This window comes from Brasilonema octagenarum UFV-OR1 (genome assembly GCF_963888615.1).
Lineage (GTDB): Bacteria > Cyanobacteriota > Cyanobacteriia > Cyanobacteriales > Nostocaceae > Brasilonema > Brasilonema sennae.
Genome location: NZ_CAWPKW010000261.1, coordinates 13,257 through 39,176, shown reverse-complemented (window position 1 = coordinate 39,176; position 25,920 = coordinate 13,257). Strand labels below are relative to the sequence as shown.

The 25,920-nt window shown below is 42.1% G+C and carries 21 protein-coding genes and 1 pseudogene; 16 read left to right on the top strand and 6 right to left on the bottom strand.

The genetic code is table 11. From position 1 onward, the window contains the following. The first annotated feature begins 305 nt into the window (after positions 1 to 305). Positions 306 to 545, top strand: coding sequence for a hypothetical protein (locus tag AC5590_RS21490; RefSeq protein WP_169265460.1), 240 nt, complete (start codon positions 306 to 308; stop codon positions 543 to 545). Here AC5590_RS21490 and glmM read toward each other — a convergent pair. Continuing rightward, a complete protein-coding gene (gene glmM, locus AC5590_RS21485; protein ID WP_169265459.1) occupies positions 538 to 2,010 on the bottom strand; it encodes a phosphoglucosamine mutase in 1,473 nt (490 codons plus the stop codon). The genes AC5590_RS21490 and glmM overlap by 8 nt on opposite strands. A 366-nt stretch (positions 2,011 to 2,376) precedes the next feature. On the opposite strand from glmM, the gene AC5590_RS21480 reads away from it, so the two are divergent. The 9 genes and pseudogenes from AC5590_RS21480 to AC5590_RS21440 form a co-directional block, all read left to right on the top strand. Beyond that, entirely contained in the window at positions 2,377 to 3,090 is a 714-nt protein-coding gene (locus AC5590_RS21480) for a biliverdin-producing heme oxygenase (protein WP_169265458.1), read from the top strand. A gap of 677 nt (positions 3,091 to 3,767) precedes the next feature. Next, the gene (gene lepB / locus AC5590_RS21475; RefSeq protein ID WP_169265457.1) at positions 3,768 to 4,322 is read left to right on the top strand and encodes a signal peptidase I; all 555 of its coding nucleotides are present in this window, start codon (positions 3,768 to 3,770) and stop codon (positions 4,320 to 4,322) included. A 235-nt stretch (positions 4,323 to 4,557) separates the two neighbouring features. Further along, entirely contained in the window at positions 4,558 to 5,556 is a 999-nt protein-coding gene (locus tag AC5590_RS21470; protein WP_169265456.1) for an RNA polymerase sigma factor, RpoD/SigA family, read from the top strand. A 105-nt stretch (positions 5,557 to 5,661) separates the two neighbouring features. Beyond that, positions 5,662 to 6,039 carry a sulfite exporter TauE/SafE family protein gene (locus AC5590_RS21465; protein ID WP_169265455.1) on the top strand — a complete coding sequence of 126 codons (378 nt, stop codon included), beginning with the start codon at positions 5,662 to 5,664 and terminating at the stop codon, positions 6,037 to 6,039. Positions 6,040 to 6,159: 120 nt separating this feature from the next. Continuing rightward, positions 6,160 to 6,996 (top strand): sulfite exporter TauE/SafE family protein, encoded by an 837-nt coding sequence (locus AC5590_RS21460; RefSeq protein ID WP_169265454.1) that lies wholly within the window; start codon positions 6,160 to 6,162, stop codon positions 6,994 to 6,996. Between the two features lies 1 nt (position 6,997). Further along, positions 6,998 to 7,381, top strand: a complete 384-nt coding sequence (locus tag AC5590_RS21455) for a DUF1634 domain-containing protein (RefSeq protein WP_169265453.1) — start codon at positions 6,998 to 7,000, stop codon at positions 7,379 to 7,381. A 92-nt stretch (positions 7,382 to 7,473) separates the two neighbouring features. Continuing rightward, positions 7,474 to 10,014 carry a U32 family peptidase gene (locus tag AC5590_RS21450; protein ID WP_169265452.1) on the top strand — a complete coding sequence of 847 codons (2,541 nt, stop codon included), beginning with the start codon at positions 7,474 to 7,476 and terminating at the stop codon, positions 10,012 to 10,014. A 263-nt stretch (positions 10,015 to 10,277) separates the two neighbouring features. Continuing rightward, positions 10,278 to 10,514 (top strand): hypothetical protein, encoded by a 237-nt coding sequence (locus AC5590_RS21445; RefSeq protein ID WP_169265451.1) that lies wholly within the window; start codon positions 10,278 to 10,280, stop codon positions 10,512 to 10,514. A gap of 49 nt (positions 10,515 to 10,563) precedes the next feature. Beyond that, positions 10,564 to 10,824 (top strand): annotated as a pseudogene (locus AC5590_RS21440) (transposase domain-containing protein); the annotation flags it as partial. Between the two features lie 179 nt (positions 10,825 to 11,003). On the opposite strand, the gene AC5590_RS21435 reads toward AC5590_RS21440, so the two are convergent. Continuing rightward, positions 11,004 to 12,143: an IS4 family transposase gene (locus AC5590_RS21435; protein ID WP_370460795.1), complete on the bottom strand. Its 1,140-nt coding sequence runs from the start codon at positions 12,141 to 12,143 to the stop codon at positions 11,004 to 11,006. Positions 12,144 to 12,227: 84 nt separating this feature from the next. Between AC5590_RS21435 and AC5590_RS21430 the strand changes: the two genes are divergently transcribed. After that, on the top strand, positions 12,228 to 12,488 hold the full coding sequence (locus AC5590_RS21430) for a hypothetical protein (RefSeq protein ID WP_169265449.1): 261 nt from the start codon (positions 12,228 to 12,230) through the stop codon (positions 12,486 to 12,488). Between the two features lie 366 nt (positions 12,489 to 12,854). Here AC5590_RS21430 and AC5590_RS21425 read toward each other — a convergent pair whose 3' ends face one another. Beyond that, positions 12,855 to 13,487, bottom strand: coding sequence for a TetR/AcrR family transcriptional regulator (locus AC5590_RS21425; RefSeq protein WP_169265448.1), 633 nt, complete (start codon positions 13,485 to 13,487; stop codon positions 12,855 to 12,857). Positions 13,488 to 14,157: 670 nt separating this feature from the next. On the opposite strand from AC5590_RS21425, the gene AC5590_RS21420 reads away from it, so the two are divergent. Genes AC5590_RS21420 through AC5590_RS21410 form a run of 3 tightly spaced genes read left to right on the top strand, consistent with a single transcriptional unit; the run spans position 14,158 to position 17,308 of the window. After that, a complete protein-coding gene (locus AC5590_RS21420; protein WP_169265447.1) occupies positions 14,158 to 15,345 on the top strand; it encodes an HlyD family efflux transporter periplasmic adaptor subunit in 1,188 nt (395 codons plus the stop codon). Further along, positions 15,342 to 16,580 carry an ABC transporter permease DevC gene (gene devC, locus AC5590_RS21415; protein ID WP_169265446.1) on the top strand — a complete coding sequence of 413 codons (1,239 nt, stop codon included), beginning with the start codon at positions 15,342 to 15,344 and terminating at the stop codon, positions 16,578 to 16,580. Before AC5590_RS21420 ends, devC begins: the two co-directional genes overlap by 4 nt. 8 nt (positions 16,581 to 16,588) lie before the next feature. Further along, positions 16,589 to 17,308, top strand: coding sequence for a DevA family ABC transporter ATP-binding protein (locus AC5590_RS21410; RefSeq protein WP_211178467.1), 720 nt, complete (start codon positions 16,589 to 16,591; stop codon positions 17,306 to 17,308). Positions 17,309 to 17,403: 95 nt separating this feature from the next. Here AC5590_RS21410 and AC5590_RS21405 read toward each other — a convergent pair whose 3' ends face one another. Further along, positions 17,404 to 18,669: an NAD(P)/FAD-dependent oxidoreductase gene (locus tag AC5590_RS21405; RefSeq protein WP_169265445.1), complete on the bottom strand. Its 1,266-nt coding sequence runs from the start codon at positions 18,667 to 18,669 to the stop codon at positions 17,404 to 17,406. Between the two features lie 439 nt (positions 18,670 to 19,108). Further along, positions 19,109 to 19,834 carry a Nif3-like dinuclear metal center hexameric protein gene (locus AC5590_RS21400; RefSeq protein WP_169265444.1) on the bottom strand — a complete coding sequence of 242 codons (726 nt, stop codon included), beginning with the start codon at positions 19,832 to 19,834 and terminating at the stop codon, positions 19,109 to 19,111. Positions 19,835 to 19,994: 160 nt separating this feature from the next. Here AC5590_RS21400 and AC5590_RS21395 point away from each other — a divergent pair, with 160 nt between their 5' ends. Then, entirely contained in the window at positions 19,995 to 23,627 is a 3,633-nt protein-coding gene (locus tag AC5590_RS21395) for a response regulator (protein ID WP_169265443.1), read from the top strand. Between the two features lie 26 nt (positions 23,628 to 23,653). On the opposite strand, the gene AC5590_RS21390 is transcribed toward AC5590_RS21395, so the two are convergent. Then, positions 23,654 to 24,799: an extracellular solute-binding protein gene (locus AC5590_RS21390; RefSeq protein WP_169265442.1), complete on the bottom strand. Its 1,146-nt coding sequence runs from the start codon at positions 24,797 to 24,799 to the stop codon at positions 23,654 to 23,656. A 677-nt stretch (positions 24,800 to 25,476) separates the two neighbouring features. Here AC5590_RS21390 and AC5590_RS21385 point away from each other — a divergent pair. Then, positions 25,477 to 25,860: a hypothetical protein gene (locus AC5590_RS21385; protein ID WP_169265441.1), complete on the top strand. Its 384-nt coding sequence runs from the start codon at positions 25,477 to 25,479 to the stop codon at positions 25,858 to 25,860. Positions 25,861 to 25,920: the final 60 nt, after the last annotated feature.

Below are 25,920 nucleotides of genomic sequence, written 5' to 3'. Positions count from 1 at the left end.
TCGGAGCGAATAAATACACACTTCCCCGACTACTATAACGGCTTACTTGCAGCCAATTTTTAGAGTCCGTTACTGTAAACATGATGTACAAAAGCAATTTACACCCTCACTAGATTGCCTTTATATGCAAACAAAAAATCAATTTGTAAACATTATCATATAATGAAGTGACAAAATATTTGGAAAATATAAAACTTTTAACATATTTGTCTATCAAATCAAGAAATTGCTGTTTAAATTAATTTCACTCCTAACGTAAGAGCTTTTCTCCCTGGAGAAGCGGATATAAGATATGCTGATGCCTATTGGGAGTAATAGGCTCAAAATCTGTTCGCCGAAGGCGCGACGAAGCTGTAGCATTGGACATCAAACAGAAAATCGCCACGTTTTTACGTGATGAGTTAGAACTCATTCTCGCGACGCCACGCCCTTTTGACAATTTGTACCCAGCAAAGCAGTTGAAGAAATTTTTGAAAGCGCCTCTAGCTAACCATCAGTGCTTTTTGCTTGGGGAATATCAGTTGAGTGGTGAGTACTTCACGTAACCAAGTGCTGTTGAACCTGCATCACCAATTCATTTGTCCAGTAGTTGACGAGTTCAGCAGCTTCGGCTTCTACCATAACTCGGATGAGTGGCTCTGTACCAGAGGCGCGGACTAAAACTCTGCCAGAATCTCCCATTGCTGCTTCGGCGCAGGCGATCGCCTGTTGCAAGGGTTCACATTCTTTCCATCCCAAACGCTTAGCTTTGTCTTCCACTCGAACATTTTGCAACAGTTGCGGATAGGTTTGAAAGCTTTGAGTCACCATTTCCGATAGGGGAACGCCAGCTTGTTTCACCAACGCTGCTACATGTAAGGCTGTTAACAAGCCATCTCCAGTCATACCATAGTGACGGCAGAGGATATGACCCGATTGTTCACCCCCAAGCATTCCTCCAGTCCGCAGCATTTGGGCTTGGACGTACTGATCACCAACTGCTGTGCGAATAAATTGCCCACCGACTTGCTTCCATGCTTTCTCAAAACCTAAGTTTGCCATAACAGTGGAAACAATGAGGTCATTTGGCAGTTGTTGGTTTTGCTTTAGGTTTTGTCCCCAGAGGTAGAGGATGTAATCGCCATTGACTTGTCTTCCCGTGTTATCTGCAGCCAAAACCCGATCTGCGTCACCATCAAAAGCAAAGCCTAAGTCAGCATTGTGTTCTTGGACGGCGGCTTGGAGAATTCCTAGGTGAGTGGAACCGCAGTTGACGTTGATGCGATCGCCATCTGGTTCGTTATGTAAGTAGATGACTTGGGCCCCCATCTCCTGAAATACCGATGGTGCTAGACCAACAACTGCTCCCCATGCCAAGTCTAAAACAATTTTCATGCCCTGAAAATTCATGACACCGTGCAGGGGTTTTTTCAATGCTTCAACATAACTTCCCACTAAGTCCAAGCGCGAGTAATACCGTCCGCAATGATTACAGTTTGCAGAAGCCATACCACGCACTCCTGCTTCTACTTCCGTTTGCAAAGCTTGGGACAGCTTCATCCCATCCGCGCCAAAAAATTTAATGCCGTTGTCTTCTGGCGGGTTGTGGCTAGCAGAAATCATCACCCCACCTATAGCATCGGTGACGCTGGTAAGATATGCAACGCAAGGGGTAGGACATAGCCCCAAATGCCAAACTTCTAATCCTGCTGCTGTTAACCCTGCACTCAAGGACATCGCCAGCATATCGCTGGAGTTTCTGGAGTCTTGCCCTAGGATAACTGGTCCTGGGTTGGAAGCATGACTACGCAAAACAGTACCTGCCCAAAAGCCTACTTGCAATGCTAGGGGTGCACCCAGCAAGTCTCCCACTCGTCCCCGAATACCATCTGTACCAAACAGGGGTGTACCCACAAGTGATGTTAAGTTCAACCCAAAACCGCCCTCATTAAGTTTCTTTTCCGATTCATCAACATTAGTTGTTGAATTTTCTGAAGCAGTACCTTGAGTTCGAGTTATGTATGAAACCATAAGAAGAAAAACCCCACACACTCACACTGGAGAATAGCACTTTAATTTTTATTCAACAATTCGTGCTGGACGCCTTTTAATCGTCACACTTTGCTATTTATTGTTTCATTTTTCACTCAAAGTGGTTGTAAGTATATTTTAAGTATTTTTTTGTATTTATAAAGATATTGTAAACTACTGGGCTACATCAAAAATTGCTCTCAAGACTTATCACTAGGAACTTACAAATATCTCAGATGGTCTCAACTTAAACATTTTTAATATAATTTCTCATCAAATAGTTCTACTGTAACGTTTTAGTGGCTTTTGTAGCCGTTCGTAAATTACACTTCAGCAGTTGACATTTTATAGTCGAGCAAATTTAGCATGAGCAGCAATTTAGCAACCAAATTACGTGTCGGAACCAAAAAAGCCCACACAATGGCAGAAAATGTTGGTTTTGTCAAGTGTTTTTTAAAAGGAGTCGTAGAAAAAACCTCCTATCGGAAGCTGGTAGCTAACTTCTACTTCATCTACTCAGCGATGGAAGAGGAGATGGAGAAGCACGCCAATCATCCGATTATTTCAAAAATCAATTTTCCTCAACTTCACCGTAAGGAAACTTTAGAGCAAGACCTCACCTATTACTATGGGGCAAACTGGCGCGAGCAAATCCGACTATCTTCGGCGGGTGAGGCTTATGTGCAGCGCATCCGGGAACTATCTGAAAAAGAACCAGAACTATTAGTTGCTCACTCCTACACCCGATACCTTGGTGACTTGTCTGGTGGACAGATTCTCAAAGGCATTGCTGAAACTGCGATGAACCTTTCTGACGGAGGAACCGCCTTCTATGAATTTGATGAGATTCCAGATGAGAAGGGGTTCAAAGCAAAATATCGCCAAACTTTGGATGAATTAGCTATAGATGATGCGACTGCTGATCGCATTGTCGATGAAGCAAACGCCGCCTTTGGCATGAACATGAAGATGTTCCAAGAGTTGGAAGGCAATCTCATTAAAGCTGTTGGAATCATGCTTTACAACAGCATCACACGTCGTCGTACACGCGGTAGTACCGAACTCGCAACTGCTGAGTAAATACAATTAGCACAATCTTTTGATTAATTGCTAGGGGCAGCGCCTCTGGGATTACCTTTGTAGAAAGGGGAATCGCGGGGAAGTTGCCCCTAGTCGCGTCTTGAGCACAATTCACGCATTCAAAAATTAACAGGTTTAGATTAGATCTCATGCAAAAGTGAGATTTTACGAGGTTCTGTTTGCTGTTAAGCGTTCCTGACTTGTGCAAGAAGTTTATTCTGACTTTTCACAGAATGTGAAAAAGGGCGATTTGATCGCGAAAGTCGTTCGCGAATAAATGATCTATTACAGCTTTATTTTGACAGGTGTAAAATTCTTCATCTGTTCGACACAACTCCTACACATCGAGATTCTAAATTAGAAATACTCAGATCTTGCACCATAAATTCTTGTCCGCCAAGAAATAAATTTCTTGGCTCAAAGCTTCAAGTAAGCTAAAGCTTACTGGATATGCGTTTGAGTCCGTTTTAACGGACTTTGGCTATAAGCCTTGAACTGAAGTTCAAGGCGTACTCAGGTCGAGGTGCAAGATCTGAGAATAGCAGTTTTAGCTTACTTCTGTCGTTATATCACCGGAAAGGACCCTCTTTTTGAATAAAACTAAGAGCACTGAATTTTTGATGACTTAACATAATTGAAATGTAACATTTACATACTCTTTACCTTTGATTAATACTATGTCTCATATTCCTCAACAAAAAAAAGAAAAACAAGAAAATGTTTTTATAGAAGGAATAAAAACTGTTGGTTTAAGCCTAGTTCTTGCCTTTGGTATTCGCACCTTTATTGCTGAAGCTCGTTATATTCCTTCTGGTTCTATGGAGCCAACACTCCAGATTAATGATCGCTTAATCATCGATAAAGTTAGCTATGACTTTACCTCACCTCAGCGAGATGATATTGTTGTTTTTAATCCAACCGAAACACTACAATCTGAAAATTTTCACGACGCTTTCATTAAACGTATAATTGGCTTGCCAGGAGAGAAAGTGGAAGTTAAAAATGGACTAGTTTATATTAATGGGTCGCCTTTAAAAGAAAATTATATTGAAGCTAAACCAGACTATAAATGGGGTCCTGCCATTGTACCAAATAATTCTTATCTAGTTTTAGGAGACAATCGCAATAATAGCTATGACAGTCACTATTGGGGTTTTGTCCCCCGTAATAAAATCGTAGGTCGAGCAATTGTTCGCTTTTATCCACTCAACAGAATTGGATTTATCAATTAACCTGTTTATGTTTTCAGATTAATAAAAGTAAAAAAAATATGGAAAAATCAGAGATAAAATGTGCGCGTATAGAATTTTAGATATTATTGAAATGAATGTCTATCAACTATAGAACTGACGCACGAGTTACTAATGAACTTGACTGTAAGATTGCTTCCTTACATCGCAATGACACAACAACGTTTCCCTTGCGTAAGTCCTGAACTATCAAGTATTTAGTCATGCTGAAAAAACTATGAAAAACCTATCTCCTAAATCTATCAAAGTAAGCGATAAAAATGAAAAATATTTATCTACTGCTGATCTGGTGCATATCTATCTTCTTGAAATTGGACGTACACCTTTGTTAACTGATGAGCAAGAAAAAGATTTTGGCAAGCAAGTCCAACAAATGATGGCTTTACTTGCTGTAAAAGAAAAATTAGCTCTTCAATTAAAGCGTCAACCAACACAAATAGAATGGGCTGAAAATATAAATATTAGTGAAGACTCATTAGTCCAACAACTCCAGCAAGGACATCAAGCCAAGCAGAAAATGATTGAGGCTAATTTACGGCTTGTAGTATCTATTGCCAAGAAATATCAAAGACGTAACCTAGAATTTCTCGACTTAATTCAAGAAGGAAGTTTGGGTTTAGAGCGAGGGGTTGAGAAATTTGATCCTAGCAGAGGATACAAGTTTTCAACTTACGCCTATTGGTGGATTCGTCAGGCAATGACACGGGCTATCGCCCAACAAGGACGCACTATCCGCTTGCCTATCCATGTTACTGAAAAATTAAATAAAATCAAACTTATTCAACGTGAATTAGCTCAAAAATTAGGTCGTATTCCCACCGCTACTGATATCGCCCAAGCACTATCTCTAGATCCTAACGAAATTCGAGATTATTTACTCTTAGCACGTCGCCCTGTCTCTTTGGAATTGCGAGTTGGCTTAGAAAAAGATACAGAATTACAGGATATGTTGGAGGATGACGGACTCTCTCCCGAATTATACACTGAGCAGAAATTTATCCAACAAAACCTTCAAAATTTATTGTCAAAACTAACTCCTCAGCAACGGGAAATATTAACTTTACGTTTTGGTTTAACAGATGGAAAAGAACTGTCTTTAGTACAGATTGGTCAATGCATGGGTATCAGTCGAGAACGAGTGCGACAACTAGAGCAACAAGCTTTGGGTATCTTACGACGACATAAAGATAAGATAAACAGCTATCTAACTAGTTAATGTTGACCAAATCATTCAGATATAAAGTTGCTGCTCAACTTTATATCATTTTCTGATTAAGAAATTACCGCAAACTGAAAACTATCTCTAGCAATACTTTTAATCATGACTAACATTTGGCTTTGTTTAATTTTGGGACTCGTAGCGGGTACTATGAGTGGTATGACAGGTATTGGTGGTGGAATAATAGTCTTACCTGCCTTGATTCTTTTCTTAGGATTTTCTCAGCACCAAGCGCAAGGAACTACATTGGCATTGTTAGTTCTACCAATAGATTTATTAGCAGCATGGACTTACTATCAGCAGGGATATGTAGACTTAAAAGTAGCGGGGCTTCTCTGTCTTGGATTTATTTTTGGTGGGTGGTTCGGTGCTCAAATAGGAACGAGTTTACCGAATGGAGTTTTAACTAAAATATTTGCTTTTCTACTAATTATCAGTGCTGTTAGAGTTTTATTCATGACTAGTGCTGATTCAGTATAAATAATTTATCATTTGTTTGATTCACTGTAAAATTAGGCAATTGTTTTAATATACAATCCAAACATTGCCATTGAGCTGTTCGATAACCAACGTTTGATTCAAAAGCGAAGGTGCGATTGCTTGAATATTTTAGAATTTACTCTATTGGTTTGGCTAAGTTCTGCGACCGCAGGCTTTTTGGGAGCGCTAACAGGCTTAGGCGGTGGAGTGGTACTTGTCCCCTTGTTAACTTTAGTCTTTGGCGTTGACATTCGTTACGCAATAGGTGCTTCTCTGGTATCGGTAATTGCAACTTCTTCAGGTGCTGCTTCTGCATACGTTAAAGAAGGCTACACCAATTTACGTTTGGGAATGTTCTTGGAAGTAGCAACAACATTTGGAGCCATTACAGGTGCAACTATAGCCGCTTTTGTTTCCACTAGAATACTCGCTGTGGTGTTTGGATTTGTTTTACTTTATAGTGCCTATCTCTCACGTCAACCTCGTTCTGAACATTTAGATAACACTCCACCTGATTCTCTCGCAACTCGTTTAAAGTTAAATAGCACTTACCCAACGCCTGAAGGTGAACAACCCTACAATGTCCGTGCTGTTCCTGTAGGATTTAGTCTCATGTTTGTCGCCGGAGTGCTTTCCGGGTTACTTGGTATTGGTTCTGGCGCACTCAAGGTACTAGCGATGGATCAATTTATGCGGATTCCGTTTAAGGTTTCCACCACTACCAGTAATTTTATGATTGGGGTGACAGCAGCAGCTAGCGCGGGTGTGTACCTGAAACGAGGTTACATCGATCCTGGACTAGCAATGCCTGTCATGTTAGGAGTACTTTTAGGCGCATTGATTGGCGCTAGGGTATTGGTAAAAGCCAAAGTAGGCGTTTTAAGAAATATTTTTAGTGTCGTTATTGTGCTGCTAGCTATTCAAATGATTTATAACGGCTTCCTAGGGAGGATTTAAAGTGTCCCAAACTCGACGTAATTTGAGTGAAAGACAAGTCGAAATTTTGGTTGGTAATTTGTTGAGATATGGGGTACTGATCGCTACTGCTATTGTGTTAATGGGTGGGGTATTGTACCTAATTTATCATGGTAAAGAAACGCCAAATTATCAAATTTTTCGCGGTGAGCCTCCAGCATTTCGCTCTCCTGAAGGAGTTGCAAATTCAGTATTATCAGGTCGCCGTCGTGGCATTATTCAACTTGGATTATTGTTATTAATTGCTACTCCTGTTGCTAGAGTTGCTTTTTCTCTATTAGCTTTTATGCGTCAGCGAGATATCACCTATATTATTTTGACTGTGATTGTTTTGACTGGGCTGATTATTAGTTTTATAGGTGGTTAATAGATAATTAACTGTATTCGTCACTTCTCTCCACCATTAATGAGCACAAACGATAGAATCGCAATGGTGCTCTGTAATCCATTCCCAACCTGATGAAAGCCGATCGCAAACCAACTCCTGAAATGACTTTGCCTACCTTTAATCGCCCTGAACTACTCGCCCCCGCAGGTTACTGGGACTGTGCTAAAGCTGCTGTGGAAAATGGGGCAGATGCTATTTATTTTGGGTTGGATCGGTTTAATGCGCGAATGCGGGCGCAAAACTTCACGGAGGCAGATTTGCCCAAGTTGATGGAATTTCTGCACCGTCGGGGTGTAAAGGGGTATGTCACCCTGAATACACTGATTTTTCCCCAAGAACTTAGAGAAGCAGAGCAATATCTTCGTACGATTATTACTGCTGGCGTGGATGCAGTCATTGTCCAAGATATCGGGATTTGTCGTCTGATTCGTCACCTTTGTCCAAATTTTCCCATCCATGCTTCCACGCAAATGACTATCACCAGTGCAGCAGGGGTGGAATTTGCCAAATCCTTGGGGTGTCAGTTGGTAGTACTTGCGCGTGAATGTTCTTTGAAGGAAATTGAGAAAATCCAGCGCCAGCTTCCAGAACAAACCTCACTTCCTCTGGAAGTTTTTGTTCATGGTGCTTTGTGTGTAGCATATTCTGGTCAATGCTTGACGAGTGAAGCTTTAGGAGGACGTTCCGCCAACCGTGGCGAATGTGCCCAAGCTTGCCGAATGCCCTACGAGTTAATCTCAGATGGCAAAAGTGTAAATTTAGGAAATCGCAAATATTTACTCAGTCCTCAAGACTTGGCTGGCTTAGAAGTACTGCCAGAATTGGTGAAAGCGGGGGTGAGTTGTCTCAAGATTGAAGGTCGCTTGAAAACTCCTGAGTATGTCGCGAATGTGACTCGTGTTTATCGTGAAGCTTTGGATCTGGTGATGGCTCAGTTGGATGGAGAAGACAAGGAGAAATTCTCCACATCTTTTCAAGAACACTACAACTTAGAGATGGCGTTTTCTCGCGGACAGTATACGGGTTGGTTTGGCGGTGTTAACAATCAGGAACTCGTTCATGCCCGTTTCGGGAAAAAGCGCGGAGTTTACTTGGGCGAAGTCACTCGCATCAGTAACGAAAAAGTCATAGTACGGTTACAAGCCCCCGTCAAACCAGGAGACGGTGTTGTTTTTGACTGCGGTCACCCAGAAGCGCAAGAACAAGGCGGTCGAGTTTATGCGGTGGAAGACAAAGGAAAGGAAGTGCTGCTGACTTTTGGTCGCCGTGATCTCAACTTGCGACGAATACACGTAGGAGACAAGATTTGGAAAACCAGCGATCCAGAACTTGATAAGCAACTACGTCAGAGTTTTGCTGGAGAAAATCCGCAGTTTCAGCGTCCAATTTACATAGAGGTGTATGGAGAAGTTGGTCAATTTTTGAGTGCGATCGCCCGCGACGAACTAGGTCACATTGTCCAGGTAGAATCTACAATCCCCCTTGAAGAAGCGCACACCAAACCCCTCACCCCAGAACGTTTACAAGAACAGTTTGGTCGTCTAGGCAACACACCCTTTTGTTTGGGAACCTTGACAAATTACCTTAATGGTGCAGTTACGTTAGCCGTGAGTGAGTTGAACCGTTTACGACGAGAGATTGTAGCGCAGTTGGAAGAGTTGCGTTCCCAACCCAAACGCTGGCTATTTAACTCTCATGCTTCTCTACAAGACTTGCTCCCTTCCACTGTAGAAGTGCAAGCAACTCTCAACTCCCCCTCCCTCATTGTGCTAGTGCGAAACTTCAAGCAACTACAAGCTGCACTGGAAGCGGGAATCGAAACACTCTACTGTGAATTTGAAGATCCCCGCGCTTATCGGGAAGCAGTGCAGATCGTACGCCAAGCAAACAAAGGAAATACTCAGCACTCCATCTGGGTTGCGCCTCCAAGAATTACCAAACCTGGGGAAAATTGGATTTTGCAACAGGTGCGTTCCTGCGAGGCGGATGGCTATCTGATACGCAACTATGACCATCTCCAGTTTTTTGCCAATGAGCGTTGCATAGGGGATTTTTCGCTCAACGTTGCTAATCCCTTAACAGCAGATTATTTTAAGAATCAACTTGGTTTAGAACGGGTAAGTGCATCTTACGATTTGAACATTACTCAGTTGGAAGACTTGCTGACAAGTTGTCCACCCCAGTGGTTTGAGGTGACAATTCATCAACATATGCCCATGTTTCATATGGAGCATTGTGTCTTTTGTGCGTTTCTATCTCAAGGGACTGACTATACCAACTGCGGACGCCCCTGTGAGAAACATGAAGTGAAATTGCGGGACAGGGTGGGAACAGAACACATTCTTCAAGCTGATGCAGGTTGTCGAAATACTGTCTTTAATGGCACTGGTCAAACCGGAGCCGAATACGTACAACACCTGATAGAGCTTGGAGTACACAATTTTCGGATTGAATTTGTCAATGAGACTCATGAAAAAGTGATGCAAACGATACATCGCTATCAAGAACTGCTGCAAGGTGAAATGACTGGCTCTCAACTGTGGCGGGAGTTAAAGTTACAAAATCAGCTTGGTGTCACTCGTGGTCCAATGGGAGTGAATGCAACTCGGTGATTGTCAACCTGCTTGCTCAAAATCCCTTGTCTTGCTGTAGAAATCTAGCAAGACAAGGGCGACTATTCATGCAGAGTGAAAAAAATCTTTATGAGTTTAAACCGGAATAACACTAGATGAGAATGTAGCAGATAGTAATTGAACTTAAGTGTACTACTGGTTATTAGTGATACATTTAAACCTGGCGATTGCGCAGAGCGCAGACGCCAAGGGCGTATCGCGTATTTGTGAAGAGTGGATCATACAAGGATCAACATGGCAAGGTGACTGGTGAGACGCAAGGTCTTTTTTTTAAAAAAGTGTCAGTAAAATTAGATAAATCTGGGAAGGAGGAGATTCTAGAGGGTGATTTACTCCATGAAAACCTAGAAGCATACGAAGTGGATGCCACAATAAAAAACGTTGAGAAACACTTTAACGAAGTTCTTCCCAAACTGCCCGAACCAATGGGAGGACAAATGAAAAAAGAGATACCTACTCATCCAATACGGTTCGGTTAAGCTCAAAAGCAGGTAGACTGAGGTTGTCACTCAAGTGTACTGATGTTGAATGCAACTCAAAGAATTCTCAGTGATCTCGTCAGCAATTGAGTCGGGTACAGTACTCAAAGCTTTAGAAACAGCTATACACGCACAGGCAATCACGCAGGCGATCGCAGACACAGACAGTAATGAGGAACGGAAGCGGGGTTTACCAACACATTTGGTGATTTGTTTGGTGATTGCAATGAGCTTGTGGTCAAAAGCATCAATGAGAACAGTACTGAAAAATCTGGTGGATGGGTTGAGTGAAGTGTGGATCACAGTTGGGCCAATACGGTTCGGTTAAGTTCTAAGCGGTGTTAAGTACAGAGAAAGTGAGTGTTTGTAATTTAGCTGTTTGAGTTTTATGTATGGGTTTTTTGCTGGGAAATTTGGCTCTAGTTTTTTTGACAACACGAGGATTGCTTCGACCTTCAGGCTCTGGGATCTGCTCATCCAGAATTTCGCTTACGAGCCAGGCGAAAAAAAGGGAAATTCGTCAATTTGGAGCCCTTGGAATTTAGGAACAGCCCGACGAACAATATTCAGCGTGCCAGTAAAACTCAATCGTAGAGGAGAGATTTCAGCAGATTCGGCAACTTGAAACATGAGAGAACGTATGGCCCAATGACCAAGCAGCCAGCCATAAATTTCCTGAACAACTTCACGGGGATTGAGAGAACGAATCAGAGTTTTACGCCCTAAAAGATGGACTTTAAGTTCATCAATAGTACTCTCAACTTCCCAACGCCGATGGTATTCTGTAGCTAGCAATAAAGCGGGAAAGCACTCAATATCAGTCAAACTAGTAATTAAACGGTAAGTTTGCCCTTGGGCATCAGTATCAATTGTGTACTCAATTACCCGAACTCTTATTTTTGTGCCACCTTTTTTCTTAGATTTACCGTCCGGGGCAATCCAAGACAGATAAGAACCATCCGGCAAGACTTTCTCTACGGTAAATTTGACATTCTTTGGTATTCTTCCCAAATAATCACATTTTTGTTTTAGGGTTGCTTGTACCATTTTGTAAGAATCTAGCCCTCTATCCCACATCAACAACATTCCTTTTTGTACAGAGCGTAAGAGCTTTTTTGCCCTGGCTCTTTCGCCAATGCGGTACGGACACATCAGTGCATCAACGATTAAATGTGTTCCGGCTTCAATCAACAGTACCAAACGAACCTTGGGGAAAGCAGCTACCGTACCTGGGCGTGTTGCTGGGTAGCCAAATACTCTTGCATTTGTCACTGTATCTGGAACATCAAATACTGTCCCGTCTAGTGCCATCAACCGCAGTCCTCCCAAAAAAGCCCCTGGGGTTTGGGCTGTGGCACAAGGACGAACTACCAAATGAAACAAGCGGCTCATCACCCTACATCCTACACGCTGTCTGGCTTCCGTTATTGACGACTTGCTAGGTACTCGCCAATACTGCCCAACTGTGATCCACACTTCACTCAACCCATCCACCAGATTTTTCAGTACTGTTCTCATTGATGCTTTTGACCACAAGCTCATTGCAATCACCAAACAAATCACCAAATGTGTTGGTAAACCCCGCTTCCGTTCCTCATTACTGTCTGTGTCTGCGATCGCCTGCGTGATTGCCTGTGCGTGTATAGCTGTTTCTAAAGCTTTGAGTACTGTACCCGACTCAATTGCTGACGAGATCACTGAGAATTCTTTGAGTTGCATTCAACATCAGTACACTTGAGTGACAACCTCAGTCTACCTGCTTTTGAGCTTAACCGAACCGTATTGCCTACTCATCTGGGATATCTCAAAAATGCTCTAAAATCCAAACAGAAACATCGAGCTAATCAAGAATCTACCTACCTTGTCGGAGCAATTCCAACTATACGCGAAACCGAATCTATATCAAAAGACTGGGGGAAGGATCTAGAAATTGGGCTGGATAAGGTACAACACTGGATTAAAAAAAATCTGTGAACCAACCTCACATACATCTTGTTTTTTTGATTAAACTCAGCCTTGCTGAGTTTAATTGCTTCTTTTTTTTTAGATTCCGGATAGTTCTAATTTAAAGTCCCTAAATTCAGTAGATCACAAACTTCTTTCACTACGGGAATCGTTACCATTGTTTGTAGCTTGTAATACTTTTTCTTCGATAGCGCTTAAGCACCTAAAACGGATTTTGATAAGTATTACTTATAGTAAATGAGAGGCTAGGTTTCTCCGAAGCTACCCCGACGGAAGATAAATACCTTCAACAACTTCATATATTCTTTCAACAGCTTGGCGTAATAAAGCTAACATTTGTTTGAAGCTAAATAATTCACCAGAACTCAGGTTAATTCATGATCGCATCCCCGGACTGAGAAACTTAACTAGTTGCTCTGTTGCATTTTGAATATGTTCGGGATCTGTCATCTGGAGCAGTGCAAAAGGTTGCCCAGCTTCAGTTTGCACTCGAATTAACGCTGCAATTACCAGATCCAACTTCCAGTGGAGCTGCGATCGCGACTGCTCAGGGAGTGCGCGTTGCAACACATCCAAAAATGCCTCACTAGACACAGCAAATTCATCGGTCGCAATACTCTTAATCGGTTCAGGTTCTGTTCGACAACGCCCCATAAATTGAGCGCGGACGAGCAGGGTGTCTTTATCTTGAGCCAAAATTTCTAGGCAAGGTTTTAGTAGTGCAGTCAAAATCGCTTCCACCGATGGCACTTCATTACCCGCCTGAAGTTGTTCTAGCAGTGCTAATTCTTGCTCAACGACTGGACGAGCAAACCGCGCAACCACGGCTCGAAACAGATCTTCCTTTGAACCGAAGTGGTAGTGAACAGCAGCCAAGTTGACTCGTGCCTCACTCACTACATTACGTAATGTGGTTCCAGAAAAGCCTCGCTCGGCAAAAAGGCGCTCAGCAACACTGATGATTTGTTCTTTGGTATCAGTTGTTGGAGTAACCACAATTTTCTTCATCGGTTCAACCTTTATAAATTATAACCAACTTTTTGTCCTTCATGATGTAATATACGTAGATTTCCAAAATTTGCTTAATGGAGGCTAAATAATAATCACAAATTTCCTGCCTGTAAGTATTTTTACTTAAACTGTAAGTACTAATAGTAATTTTTTTTGAAACTTAGTATACTACTCTTTGAAGTTTGGAAGATACATAATTGAGAGCTTGCCAGTCACCAGATGAATTAAGCTTTCTAGCTATTTCAGATTCGCGCATTGCAATTTATTAAGATATATGTTTCAATCATATCAAACGAACGTTTGAATGAGTATCACTCAAACAGAAACTTAAATTAACCCTTGGAGTGACATTTTATAAGAGCTTTTTGAGGACTTTGAGGATCGTTTAGAAATGTATAATTTAAATCTCGATAATTAACACGTACCTTTGATTGAAATTGATACCATTCATCCTTTGCTAATTCACTGAGTACAGCCATAACTTTTCACTCCATGCCTTTCAACTGTGATCCGGTGGAAACACCAACAGCGCCCTTTGACTTGCGACAGCCGCTACGACAGTATACTCGTCTCTGGATAAGTCTGGGCATTTGCGGAATATACTGATTTTCGGTTTGCCGATCGCCAGACAACACTAAATCGTTTACTTAAACTCAGGAGGTTTAACATGATGCAGAGTCAAAGGGTCGAAATCATTAGTAAGCGGTTACCTTTCAGACGGCTTTTAGTCGTTGGTGCAGTGCTTGTTTTGGGTGGAGGCGGGGCTTATTCCCTGTGGCGATCACAGACCACTTCCACCCAAACCGCCCAACCAGCAGCGGCTCCCAGGGTTCAAACTATAACTGCTCTGGGCTACCTGGAACCGCGTGGCGAGGTAATCAGGCTGTCTGCCCCCAATTCTGGAGGTAGTGCGAATCGTGTCGAGCGGCTTCTAGTAAAGCGGGGAGAGCCAGTTAAAGCAGGACAAGTGATTGCTATTTTGGACAGTTACGCTCGTCTGCAAGCATCTCTGGTTCAAGCACAGAAGCAAGTTGCTGTGGCTCGGTCAAATCTATCGGTGGTTAAAGCAGGAGCCAAAAGGGGCGAGATAACTGCGCAGCAGTCCGAGATCACACGACTGGAGGCGCAGCGTCAGGGCGACATTCAGGCGCAGGAAGCAACAGTCGCTCGTCTTCAAGCAGAACTGCAAAATGCTCAAGCAGAGGCACAGCGCTATGAATCGCTGTATCAGCAGGGCGCGGTTTCAGCGTCGTTACGAGACAGCAAAGCTCTAACACTGGCAACCGCACAGCGCAGTCTGCAAGAGGCACAGGTGGTACTGCGACGAATTCAAACGACGCGATCGCCAGAGCTAGCCTCCGCTGTAGCCACACTTGATCGTATTGCCGAAGTACGCCCTATCGATGTAGCGGCAGTCCAGGCGCAAGTAGATGAGGCGATCGCCGCTGTTAAACAGGCGCAAGCACAACTAAATCTGGCAACGGTTCGCGCTCCCCAGGACGGTATGGTGCTGGAGATTCATACCCGCCCAGGTGAACTCATTTCTAGCGAGGGCATTGTTGAACTAGGACAAACGCAGCAAATGATTGCTTTGTTGGAGGTCTACGAAACGGACGTTAGTAAGGTGAAGTTAGGGCAGTCAACGAAACTATTTGCGGATAGTCAGCCTAATGGACTCTCTGGGGAAGTCACTGAAATTGGTATGCAGGTCAAGCGCCAAAATGTAATCAACTCTGACACATCAGCCAATATAGATGCTCGCGTTGTCGAAGTACGTGTGCGGCTTGATGCCGCCTCTACTCGAAAGGTCGCTGGACTCACAAATTTGCAAGTAACAGGAGAAATTCAGCTATGACGTTGATATTGCCTAAACAGCCCTCAACTCCACCAAGTTTGCCAACTGCTCGCCCTTCACACAAGGGCATTTGGCAGGCGCTGCGAGACCGAACTCCCTTAGGCTGGCTGCAACTGAAGAAAAGCAAATCACGGCTGTTAGTTGCGGTGGCTGGAATTGGTTTTGCCGATCTATTGATGTTTGCTCAACTCGGCATTCAGGCGGCATTGTTTGACAGCAATACGATGCTCAATCGCGGCATGGATGCAGACATCATCATTCGCAGCGCTCAGTATCGGGACTTAAATCTGGCAGATACTTTACCCCGGCGTCGTCTCTATCAGATTAAAAATGTACCAGGAGTGCAATCTGCCGAACCGCTCTATATTTCGAGGGTCGTTTGGAAAAATCCTCAGACTCGTCGCAGAACTCAACTAACGCTGGTGGGGCAAAGTCTTGATCGCCCCGCATTCACCTTTGATGAAATCAACCAGAATCTCCATAAGCTGAAGCAGCCGGATACCTTTTTGTTTGATCGCCTTAGTCGAGGGCAGTATGCGGATGTCGTTGCCCAAGTCGCAGCAGGGCAATCAGCCAAAACTGAAATTCAACGTCGAACCATTAAAGTAGCAGGGCTGTTTTCACTGGGCGCTTCGTTTGCTACTGATGGAACACTCGTCACCAGTCCAGAAAATTTTCTGCGCTTTTTTCCTGAACGTAGTCCAGGACAAATAACATTGGGGTTAGTCAAGGTCAATCCTGGTGTTGATCCTGAGCAGGTGCTTGCTGAAATCAAAGCCATCTTGCCGCCCGATACGATCGCCTCCACAAAACAGCAATATGTGGACTACGAGCAAGCCTACTGGCAGCAGACTACACCGATTGGAATTGTCTTTACCTTCGGTACGGTGATGGCATTTGTAGTCGGTACTGTCATCGTATTTCAGATTCTTTCGACTGACGTGAATGATCACATGAGCGAATATGCCACGTTTAAGGCAATGGGGTATCGTGATCGCTATTTGCTGCTAATTGTGTTAGAACAATCTCTGATTCTGGCATCACTCGGATTTATCCCTGGCTTGGGACTAGCATTAGGGCAATACACGCTCATTCGTAACCTCGGTGCTCTGCCAATTTCAATGACATTTACTCGGCTGGCTCTTGTCTTTTCTCTAACGCTTGTGATGTGTATGGTGTCGGGCATGATTGCGACTCGCAAGCTTCAATCTGCTGATCCAGCCGATAATTTTTAGGAGTCAGGATGAATCCAGTTTCTATGATTGCAAACGATTCCACAGTTGTTCCATCTTCAGTTATTCAAGTTGAGCAGTTAGATCACTTTTTTGGCGAAGGTGAACTGAAAAAACAGGTTCTTTTTGACATCAATCTTTCCATCAATGCTGGAGAAATTGTCATCTTGACTGGCCCCTCTGGTTCAGGCAAAACAACGCTGCTGTCGCTGATGGGTGGTTTGCGATCGCCCCAATCAGGCAGTCTTCGCATGTTGAATACAGAACTGGTGGGTGCTGCAAAAGCCGTTGCAGTGGAGGCGCGTCGCTCCTGTGGCTATATTTTCCAGGCACACAATCTGCATAGCAGTTTGACTGCCCAAGAAAATGTGATGATGGGTCTGGAAGTACACGGCACCTATTCTCGTTCAGAACGACGTAATCTGGCCTTGAACATGCTGTCAGTGGTGGGTTTAGCGGAACGCATTCAATACTATCCAGCGGATCTCTCCGGCGGACAGAAGCAGCGGGTGGCGATCGCCCGTGCCCTAGTCAGCCATCCTCAAATCGTTTTAGCTGATGAACCAACAGCAGCACTTGACAAAAAATCAGGGCGCGATGTGGTGGAACTGATGCAAAAACTGGCAAAAGAACAGGGCTGCACAATCTTGATGGTGACGCACGATAACCGAATTTTAGATGTGGCTGATCGCATTATCTACATGGAGGATGGGCGTTTAATTGTCGAGTAACAGATAAGATGGGTTCTTCCCCACTTTTAACAATTCAGATCTTCAATAAGACAAATTATTTCCGAAATTCCAGAGTAAATTCCTAAGATCTTCTCTTATAACGGGTAACCTTTCAACATTATATTCCAGTAGAGATAGGGGAAGCCATATTTTTTTAGCAGCCACATACTGTACCGTTCTCTAGTTGGATCAATTGGGAATGTGGGGGAAAGCTTGTTGTCATAACCAAATTCAGCAAGTACTACCTTGCCATATCCTGTAGTTATTGGACAGGAACTATAGCCGTTGTATTTTTGAGTGAGGTTTTTTGAGTTGATTAAAGCCAGTAAGTTATGAACAAGAACTGGCGCTTGTTTTCTCACAGCAGCCGCTGTTTTCGATGTTGGGAGACTCGCCACATCACCCAAGCTAAAAACGTTAGGGTAAACATTGTGCTGTAGCGTATATTTGTTTACATTAACCCAGCCTTGACTTGCCCCATCTGGTAGAGCTAATTTACTCTGTTTTATAAAGTCTGGTGCGCTCATAGGTGGTGTGACATGGAGCAAGTCATATTGGATAGCGACTTCTTCGACACCCGAATCTGTTAAAACATCAAAAATTGCTGTTTTGGTATCTGCTTTAATTTCTTTGAGATTGTGTTTGTATCTCACGTCTATCTGTTTACGCTCTACTACAGAAAGCAGTTTTTCCGCAAATTCTTTAACGCCGAAAATTACTCCCATAGCTGTGCAAAACATGATTTTTGACTGAGGGCGTATCCCTTGTTTCCTGAAGGCATCATCAGCCAAATACATAATTTTCTGTGGTGCCCCTCCACATTTCACCGGAGTATTAGGGTAAGTGAATATAGCATTACCATCTTTGAAGTTCTTGATGAGTTCCCAAGTGTAAGGGGCGTATTCATAAGCATAATTACTGCAAACGCCATCTTGCCCAATTGTTTCTTTTAGCCCTTTAACCAAATGCCAATCAATTTGAATACCTGGAGCTAATACCAGATATTCATAACAAATACGCTTTCCTTCCTGAGTAATAACTGTATTGTTGTCTGGATCTAACTTAGCTACATAATCTTTGAGCCAAGTAGCACTATCAGGAATATAGTCTTTTTCATCCCTTACAGTATCAAGAGCTTTGTAAACACCACCGCCAACTAGAGTCCAAGCTGGTTGGTAATAGTGCTTGTCTGTTGGTTCAATAATGGCAACATCAAGCTGTTTATTTTTTTTCAGCAGTTGGGCGGCAACTGTGATACCTGCGGCTCCACCCCCGACGACTACGACTTGGTGCTGCACACTCACTGAGTCACTTGGAATGGCTGATTCACCATCTAATGGCTTAACTAGTGCTGAGGACATGATGTTTTTATTTGCTTTAAAAATCAAAATTTCTCGTTTTATTGATTTTATAAGTGTGAAAGCGCTTGCCTAAATCTTGTCAAGAACCAAATATTAATGAAATGTACTAAAGCTTTATTCACAAGATGCGCTTACCCTGATACACGAATCGTGAGCTTGCTTTAGGTAGTTGATACTTTGAAATATTATATTTTTTTTTAAAAAATTTCTGTTACTCTCCTACTTTTTTTAGGACTTACGCACGAGTTACTAATGAACTTGACTGTGAGATTGCTTCCTTACGTCGCAATGACACAACTACGTTTCCCTTGCGTAAGTCCTGTTTTTACAAAATGACGAAATTGCAGACTAGAGATTCTGGAAAAGTTCTATAAGTAGATCAGTAGAAAGAAACCGAACTATGTAAAGAATTGTAAAAACGTCTCAAACCCTAATCATTTCATGAATGGTGAAGCACAACCACCTCTAAGTCAGACCAGCGTTCGCGTAGGACTCCAGCAAGTGCGCGCAAACCCCATACTTCACCTCGACGATGACCAACGGCGATCGCACTAATTTTTGTTTCTAGTAATGCTTGTTCAGCAGGCTGTCGCAACTGTCCGGTTATGTAGACATTCGCACCACCAGTTGCGGCTTCACGCACAAGCGAGTCAGTCATTGCACCAACAACAGCAACTCGTGTGACTTCAGTGCTTTGGGCTGCACGTACCTGCTCGTATCCACCAAATATTTGATTGACACTATCACACAAACGGGCAAAACTTTGAGTCGGAATATCTCCTATCATACCGATCGCTCTGCCGTCTTTGTTTCCCAACACTTCTAAACCTGACATTCCCAAGACGAACGCTAACCTGGAATTGAAAGAAAACGTTAAGCGCTGATCAAATGGTAAATGATAAGATATAACACCAATATCTGGTGCTAGTTGTCCTGGTTCTAGTTTCCAAGGACGATGTAAGAACAGTGCATCTATATGTTGAGTGCTTGCCCATTCCTGTAATTGCGCCCCAGGTTCTAGTACCAAGCCAAAACGTTTAATAGGGCGTGTTGAAGGCAAATATACACCTCCTCTTTCCTCTTGAGAGTATCGCTCAACAGCAAAGAATTGGTCTAAAAATTCTGTGATTTCTTGTAAAAGAATCAAGTTGCTTTCAGTTATCATTCATCATGTCTTCTTAGGAAGATTTTAACAAAAAATTATTATTTATATATTTTTTGTAAGCAGTAACACAAAAAAAAATTATAAATAATAATTTTTCTACAATAGTAATCAAACAGTTAACTAAAAATAGCGGCGATTGTCTAAATATAACTAAATAGAGATGCTTAATAATCTGACAATAGGTAAAAAAATAGGTGCAAGCGTTGGATTTGGGTTAACGATGCTTGTCGCTATTGGAGTTCTTTCATACCAAGCGACAAAACATCTTATTGAAAGCTCTAGTCGGGAAAGTCATACCTATCAAGTTGTTGGCCAATTGAATAATTTAACCTATCAGCTAAAAAACGCCGAGAAAGCACAAGAAATTTATCTGCTTACAGGAGATAAAAGATATTTACAATCTTACACAACGGCAATTCAAGTCATTGAAAAAAGTGTCAAATCTTTGAGAACATTAACGGCGGATAACATGAATCAGCAGCGTAGAATTGATGTTCTACAGCCAGAGCTTCAAAAAAAAATAGCAACAATGCAAAGCTTTATTTCCTTGCGTGACACTCAAGGATTAAATGCGGTCAGGCAACAGACGTTGACGAATAATGGCAACAATTCGAGCAATGAAATCCGTCGCATAATGTTAAACATGGAAAGCGAAGAGCGATATTTATTAGAACAGCGCTCTCGGCAAACTCAAGCAGCAACTCATCAGGCAATGAATACTATTACTTATGGTATTCCTCTGGCTTTTGTACTCTTAACTTTAATTGGTATTTATTTAAGTAGGAACATTTCTAAACCTCTTCAAGAACTCTCTCAAGTCACAGAAAAGCTGGCAATGGGAGACTTATCTGTGAGTACGACTGCTGACAATCGCCGGGACGAAATTGGTACGTTAGCGCAGGCGTTTAACGAGATGATTGCCAATTTACGCCAAACAACTCAGACAAATAATGAACAAAACTGGTTAAAGTCCAATTTAGCTAAATTTAGCCAGATGCTGCAAGGTCAGAGAAGTTTGGAAACTGTCGCTAGTATAATTCTCTCTGAACTTGCCCCATTGGTTAATGTACAACATGGTGTTTTCTACATCATGGACTCTGTTGATGAACAGCCAATGCTCAAGCTTATCGGTAGCTATGCATATCAACAGCGTAAACATCTGTCGAACCGATTCTCCTTAGGTGAAGGACTGGTGGGACAATGTGCCCTAGAAAAACAAAAAATTATACTCACAGATGTACCAAGTGATTACATTCATATCAGTTCTGGTTTAGGCGAAGCCAAACCATTAAATATTATTGTGTTACCTGTGTTGTTTGAAAATCAGGTGACAGCAGTGATTGAGTTAGCTTCTTTTCAACGCTTTGGAGAGATTTATCTGATTTTCCTAGAGCAAGTTACACAAACCATAGGTGTGGTACTGAACATAATTGCAGCCGATATCCGCACTCAAGAACTACTCCAAAAGTCACAAGCTTTGACACAACAGCTACAAGTTCAGCAAGAAGAACTTAAGCACAGTAATAAGATATTAGAAGAACAGGCTCAGACGTTGCAAGCATCAGAAGAACTTTTGAAGCAGCAGCAGGAAGAGTTGCAGCAATCTAACGAAGAATTACAAGAGCTAACTGCCAATTTAGAAGAAAAAGCGGAGCTATTATCAACGCAAAAAAAGGAAGTTGAACGCAAAAATCAGCAACTTGAAGAAACAAGGCAATCATTAGAAGAGAAAGCAGAGCAACTAGCGTTATCGTCAAAATACAAATCAGAATTTCTGGCGAATATGTCCCACGAATTGCGGACACCGCTCAATAGCTTATTGATTTTGGCGAACTTATTAGCAGATAACGTTGAGGGGAACTTGAGTGCAAAACAAGTAGAATATAGCCGTACAATTCACTCAGCAGGTCGTGATCTTCTGGTGTTAATTAACGACATTTTAGATTTGGCAAAAATTGAATCTGGAACTATGTCAATTAACATTAACCAGATGTTATTTCTAGAATTGCGCGACAGCATAGAAAGCATATTTAGGCAAGTCGCAATTGACAAAAAACTTTCTTTCACCATTGAATTAGCTCCAGAACTGCCAACAACAATTGAAACCGATGTAAAATGCTTACAACAAGTTTTGAAAAATCTGTTAGCAAACGCCTTTAAATTTACAGAGCGAGGAGAAGTCAGCTTACGGATGTTTGTGGCAAACCAGGGGTGGAGTTCCGACCAAGAAACTTTGAATTGTGCCCCTATGGTTATAGCCTTTGCTGTCAAAGATACAGGTATAGGTATTGCCTCACAAAAGCAAAAGATTATTTTTGAGGCATTTCAACAAGCAGATGGTAGTACGAGTCGGAAGTATGAGGGTACAGGGCTAGGCTTGTCAATCAGCCGTAAAATCACTGAGATATTGGGTGGCGAAATCAAACTTGAGAGTCACTTAGGTCAAGGAAGCACGTTTACGCTTTACTTACCCCAAGCAGCAGGAGGCAGAGACAGAGAAATGGAAAGTTCTCTGAGTTTGTCCCTGACTCCTTCAATTATGCCAAACTTTGAAGCACAGACACGAACACCGGATCTGCCCAGTCCCTTAATTGACGATAGAGGTAACATCCAACAAGGCGATCGCCTGCTTATAATTGTGGAAGATGATCTGATGTTTGCGCGTATCCTTTTAGACATGGCACGCCAAAAAGGATTTAAGGTCATCCTTGCCCACAACGGTAGTACCGGTTTGAGATTGGTACAGGAATTTCAGCCCTCAGCAGTCATCCTGGATATCCGCTTACCAGAAATGGATGGTTGGACAGTGCTGGATCGCCTCAAGCATGATCCTTCTGTGCGTCATATTCCAGTGCATATCATGACAGTTGAGGAGGGGCGACAGCGCGGTTTGCAACAAGGGGCGATCGCCTATCTACAAAAGCCAGTTAGTAATGAAACGTTGCAGCAAGCATTGACAAAAATGAAGGGTTTTGTGGATCGCAGTGTGAAGAATCTGCTAATCGTGGAAGATGACTCCACTCAACGGTACAGCATTGTGGAATTGATAGGTAACGGCGATGTTGAAACGACTGGTGTTGCAACGGGAGCAGAAGCACTAGCGGCGATTCGCTCACAGCATTATGACTGTGTGGTGCTGGATTTAGGACTACCAGACATGAGTGGGTTTGAACTGATTGAACAAATTAAGCAGCAACCAAATGGTGAAGCATTGCCCATAATCATCTATACTGCCAGAGAACTGACCAGAGCCGAAGATACTCAACTGCGACGCATTGCAGAAACGATTATTGTCAAAGATGTACGCTCACCCGAACGTCTGCTGGACGAAACCGCTTTATTCTTGCATCGAGTACAGGCAAACTTACCGATACCTAAACAACAAATGCTTGAACAATTGCAATCGTCTGATCCTGTACTCGCAGGTAAAAAAGTGCTGATTGTCGATGATGATGTGCGTAATATCTTTGCTCTGACAAGTATGCTTGAACGTTATCAAATGCAGGTTTTGTATGCCGAAAACGGTAAAGATGGCATTGAAGTTCTGCAAAACAATCCAGACATTGATATGGTTTTGATGGATATGATGATGCCAGAATTGGATGGTTACCAAACCACTCGTCTGATTCGGCAAAAGAATCAATTCAAATCCTTGCCGATTATTGCTCTGACTGCCAAAGCTATGCAAAGCGACCGCGACAAGTGTATTGAAGCTGGTGCATCCGATTATATTTCTAAGCCTGTTGACACCGAGCAGTTGGTTTCTCTTTTACGTGTTTGGCTATATCGATAGTTTTCTTTGTCCTCCTCACTCTATGATCACCCCTTCATTTTGGCGAATAAAGATTCATATTGATCCGTTACTAATTGAGAAAAAGGAAGTAAAAATTCACTTTTCTCAAACACTTCAGGTTTCATAGGTAACAAGCTGCGTAAAGGTTCTTGAAAATCAGCAGCAGTAATTTTTGTGGGAATTGGTGAATTTGTTTTAGTTAGTAAAGATATTTTTTCAGCAACGTCAGGGTTTAAACAAAAATCTATCCATTGATATAAAAAAGATTGCTTACCTTGATCTGCGGGAGTTACCCATACATCTGCCGAAAGTGCTGTACCTGACTGAGGAACTACCACCTCAAGTTGTGGATAGCGCCCAATCATTGATACAACATCGCTTGACCAGCCAACTGCTAACCAAGTATCCCCAATAAGTAGAGGTTCCAAGTATCTAGTAGAATCGTAAAATTTTACCTGTTGATTTAATAGTTGTAATTCCTTTTCTAAATTTGGAACTGTATTTAAGTTTTCTGTATTGTAAGATTTTCCCACCTTTTTTAAAACTAGACCAATAACTTCCCGTGGTTGATTTAAAAGAGAAATGCGCCCTTGGAGTTTCTCATTCCATAAATCACTCCAATCTCTCGGCGGCGTCAAACCTAATTCTTGGAACTTATCTCGGCGATAAATCATCACCGTACTACCCCAACGGTAAGGAACAGCCCAAACGTTTCCTTTGGTATCCACCAAACCTTTGTCGTTACGTGTTACCAATTCCTGCCATTTTTTGGGCAAACCAGACCACTGTTTTATCTTTGTCACATCCAGTGGTTGTATGAGTTTCTTCTCAATTGCATAACTTATCCAGTAATCTCCTAAAGTGACTAAATCAGCTTTGGTAACTTTTTGAGATTTCACAAATGGTACGAAGCGACGCCATCCTTCCTCATCAGTGCTATTCGTTTTTTTCTGCCAAGTTTGCAATTGTTGAAATAAATCGTGTAATTGCTCTACAGGAGTAAATTTTAATTGCACTTTGGGTTGCAAGCGGCTGAATTGATTAACTATCTGACCAGGGATTGAACCTTGCAATATTTCCACGTTTAACACTTGTTTGTTGTTAGCACACCCAACAAGCAGTTGTGAAAGCGCGAGTGTACTTGTACCTAGCAAAAAAGACCGTCGCTCCATTGATTTTGACTTTTAGCTTGGAAAAGCGTTAATAGTAGCAGTTTTACAAACCTAAGTGTAGCAAGAATTAACTTAGACCATTCAAAGATATCTCTATCGCTTGATTTATAATTTCTATTTTTATATGAAAAGATATTTATTTTTAGGGCATACTAGTCAATATCGCGAATTGTCAGAGTTTTTTGACAATCCGATTTGAAATTTCCTTTTTTTACTTGATACCGATGTAAGCTATTAGTTATATTTTACGTAAGTAATTATTCACCGAAACAGCCAGTTATTGAGTACGCAGTGTCTGACTTTTTGTTTTACAGTCCCTAAAAATGAAGGTGCTGAGGTCAAGGTTTTACATCGTGAATTTATTTATGGCCCAAGCATGGGCGATCATCGCAGAATCCAAAGGATTTATCAGGAGGGATTTACTGAGAACTCAGCCTATGCACTCAGCACCAAGAAAACGTTAAGCGTAAGTATTTTTCCAAAAAAATCTGCTAATTTAATTTTTGTAAATAAAAAATGTTACTAAGACTTCTAGAGAATATATAGAAATATTTAAAATTAAAAATTTAAGTATTGCATTTCAACAGAACATATTAAAAGTTAAAAAAATCATAAGTATAGTTAACATGGTCAATAGATTGAATACTATAGATAAAGTAAGCGGATGAGGGTATTCAATGGAGCCATTACAAAAGCAGGTCCAAACTCTGAGTAACAAACTGGATGCCCTCTGTGAGGTGATTTCGCAGCTTGATAGTAAAGTTTCTCAAGCTTTATCAGAAGGCTGCCTAGTCAAAGGACAAGAGGCTCAGAGTAATTTCTTGGAAAATAGCGAAGCAAAGCGCTATCAGTTAAAAGGGCTAACCAGTTTCAGTTCAGAGCTTGAACATAAGGATGTCATCATAGATGGCATTTATCCAGACAGCACGAATTTTCAAGGCGGAGATAAAAGTATAACACCAGAAATTCAAATCCAACGGCTGACAGCCCAATTAACAGCAGCATACAATCGCATCGCTGCTCTGGAAGAACAATTACTGCTCAAAAGAATTCATTCGTGACATCCTCCTGCGCCAAATCAAAGATTATGGCGCAAACTTCCCAATCTTGCGGTTGGGCTT

Bases quoted from the DNA above. Each gene is read 5' to 3' on its own strand.
- AC5590_RS21395 (WP_169265443.1), top strand. From the start codon at position 19,995: ATGCTTAATAATCTGACAATAGGTAAAAAAATAGGTGCAAGCGTTGGA.
- AC5590_RS21465 (WP_169265455.1), top strand. From the start codon at position 5,662: ATGACTAACATTTGGCTTTGTTTAATTTTGGGACTCGTAGCGGGTACT.
- AC5590_RS21405 (WP_169265445.1), bottom strand. From the start codon at position 18,669: ATGTCCTCAGCACTAGTTAAGCCATTAGATGGTGAATCAGCCATTCCA.
- AC5590_RS21390 (WP_169265442.1), bottom strand. From the start codon at position 24,799: ATGGAGCGACGGTCTTTTTTGCTAGGTACAAGTACACTCGCGCTTTCA.
- AC5590_RS21400 (WP_169265444.1), bottom strand. From the start codon at position 19,834: ATGATAACTGAAAGCAACTTGATTCTTTTACAAGAAATCACAGAATTT.
- lepB (WP_169265457.1), top strand. From the start codon at position 3,768: ATGTCTCATATTCCTCAACAAAAAAAAGAAAAACAAGAAAATGTTTTT.
- AC5590_RS21425 (WP_169265448.1), bottom strand. From the start codon at position 13,487: ATGAAGAAAATTGTGGTTACTCCAACAACTGATACCAAAGAACAAATC.
- AC5590_RS21450 (WP_169265452.1), top strand. From the start codon at position 7,474: ATGAAAGCCGATCGCAAACCAACTCCTGAAATGACTTTGCCTACCTTT.
- AC5590_RS21385 (WP_169265441.1), top strand. From the start codon at position 25,477: ATGGAGCCATTACAAAAGCAGGTCCAAACTCTGAGTAACAAACTGGAT.
- AC5590_RS21470 (WP_169265456.1), top strand. From the start codon at position 4,558: ATGAAAAACCTATCTCCTAAATCTATCAAAGTAAGCGATAAAAATGAA.
- devC (WP_169265446.1), top strand. From the start codon at position 15,342: ATGACGTTGATATTGCCTAAACAGCCCTCAACTCCACCAAGTTTGCCA.
- glmM (WP_169265459.1), bottom strand. From the start codon at position 2,010: ATGGTTTCATACATAACTCGAACTCAAGGTACTGCTTCAGAAAATTCA.
- AC5590_RS21410 (WP_211178467.1), top strand. From the start codon at position 16,589: ATGAATCCAGTTTCTATGATTGCAAACGATTCCACAGTTGTTCCATCT.
- AC5590_RS21480 (WP_169265458.1), top strand. From the start codon at position 2,377: ATGAGCAGCAATTTAGCAACCAAATTACGTGTCGGAACCAAAAAAGCC.
- AC5590_RS21420 (WP_169265447.1), top strand. From the start codon at position 14,158: ATGATGCAGAGTCAAAGGGTCGAAATCATTAGTAAGCGGTTACCTTTC.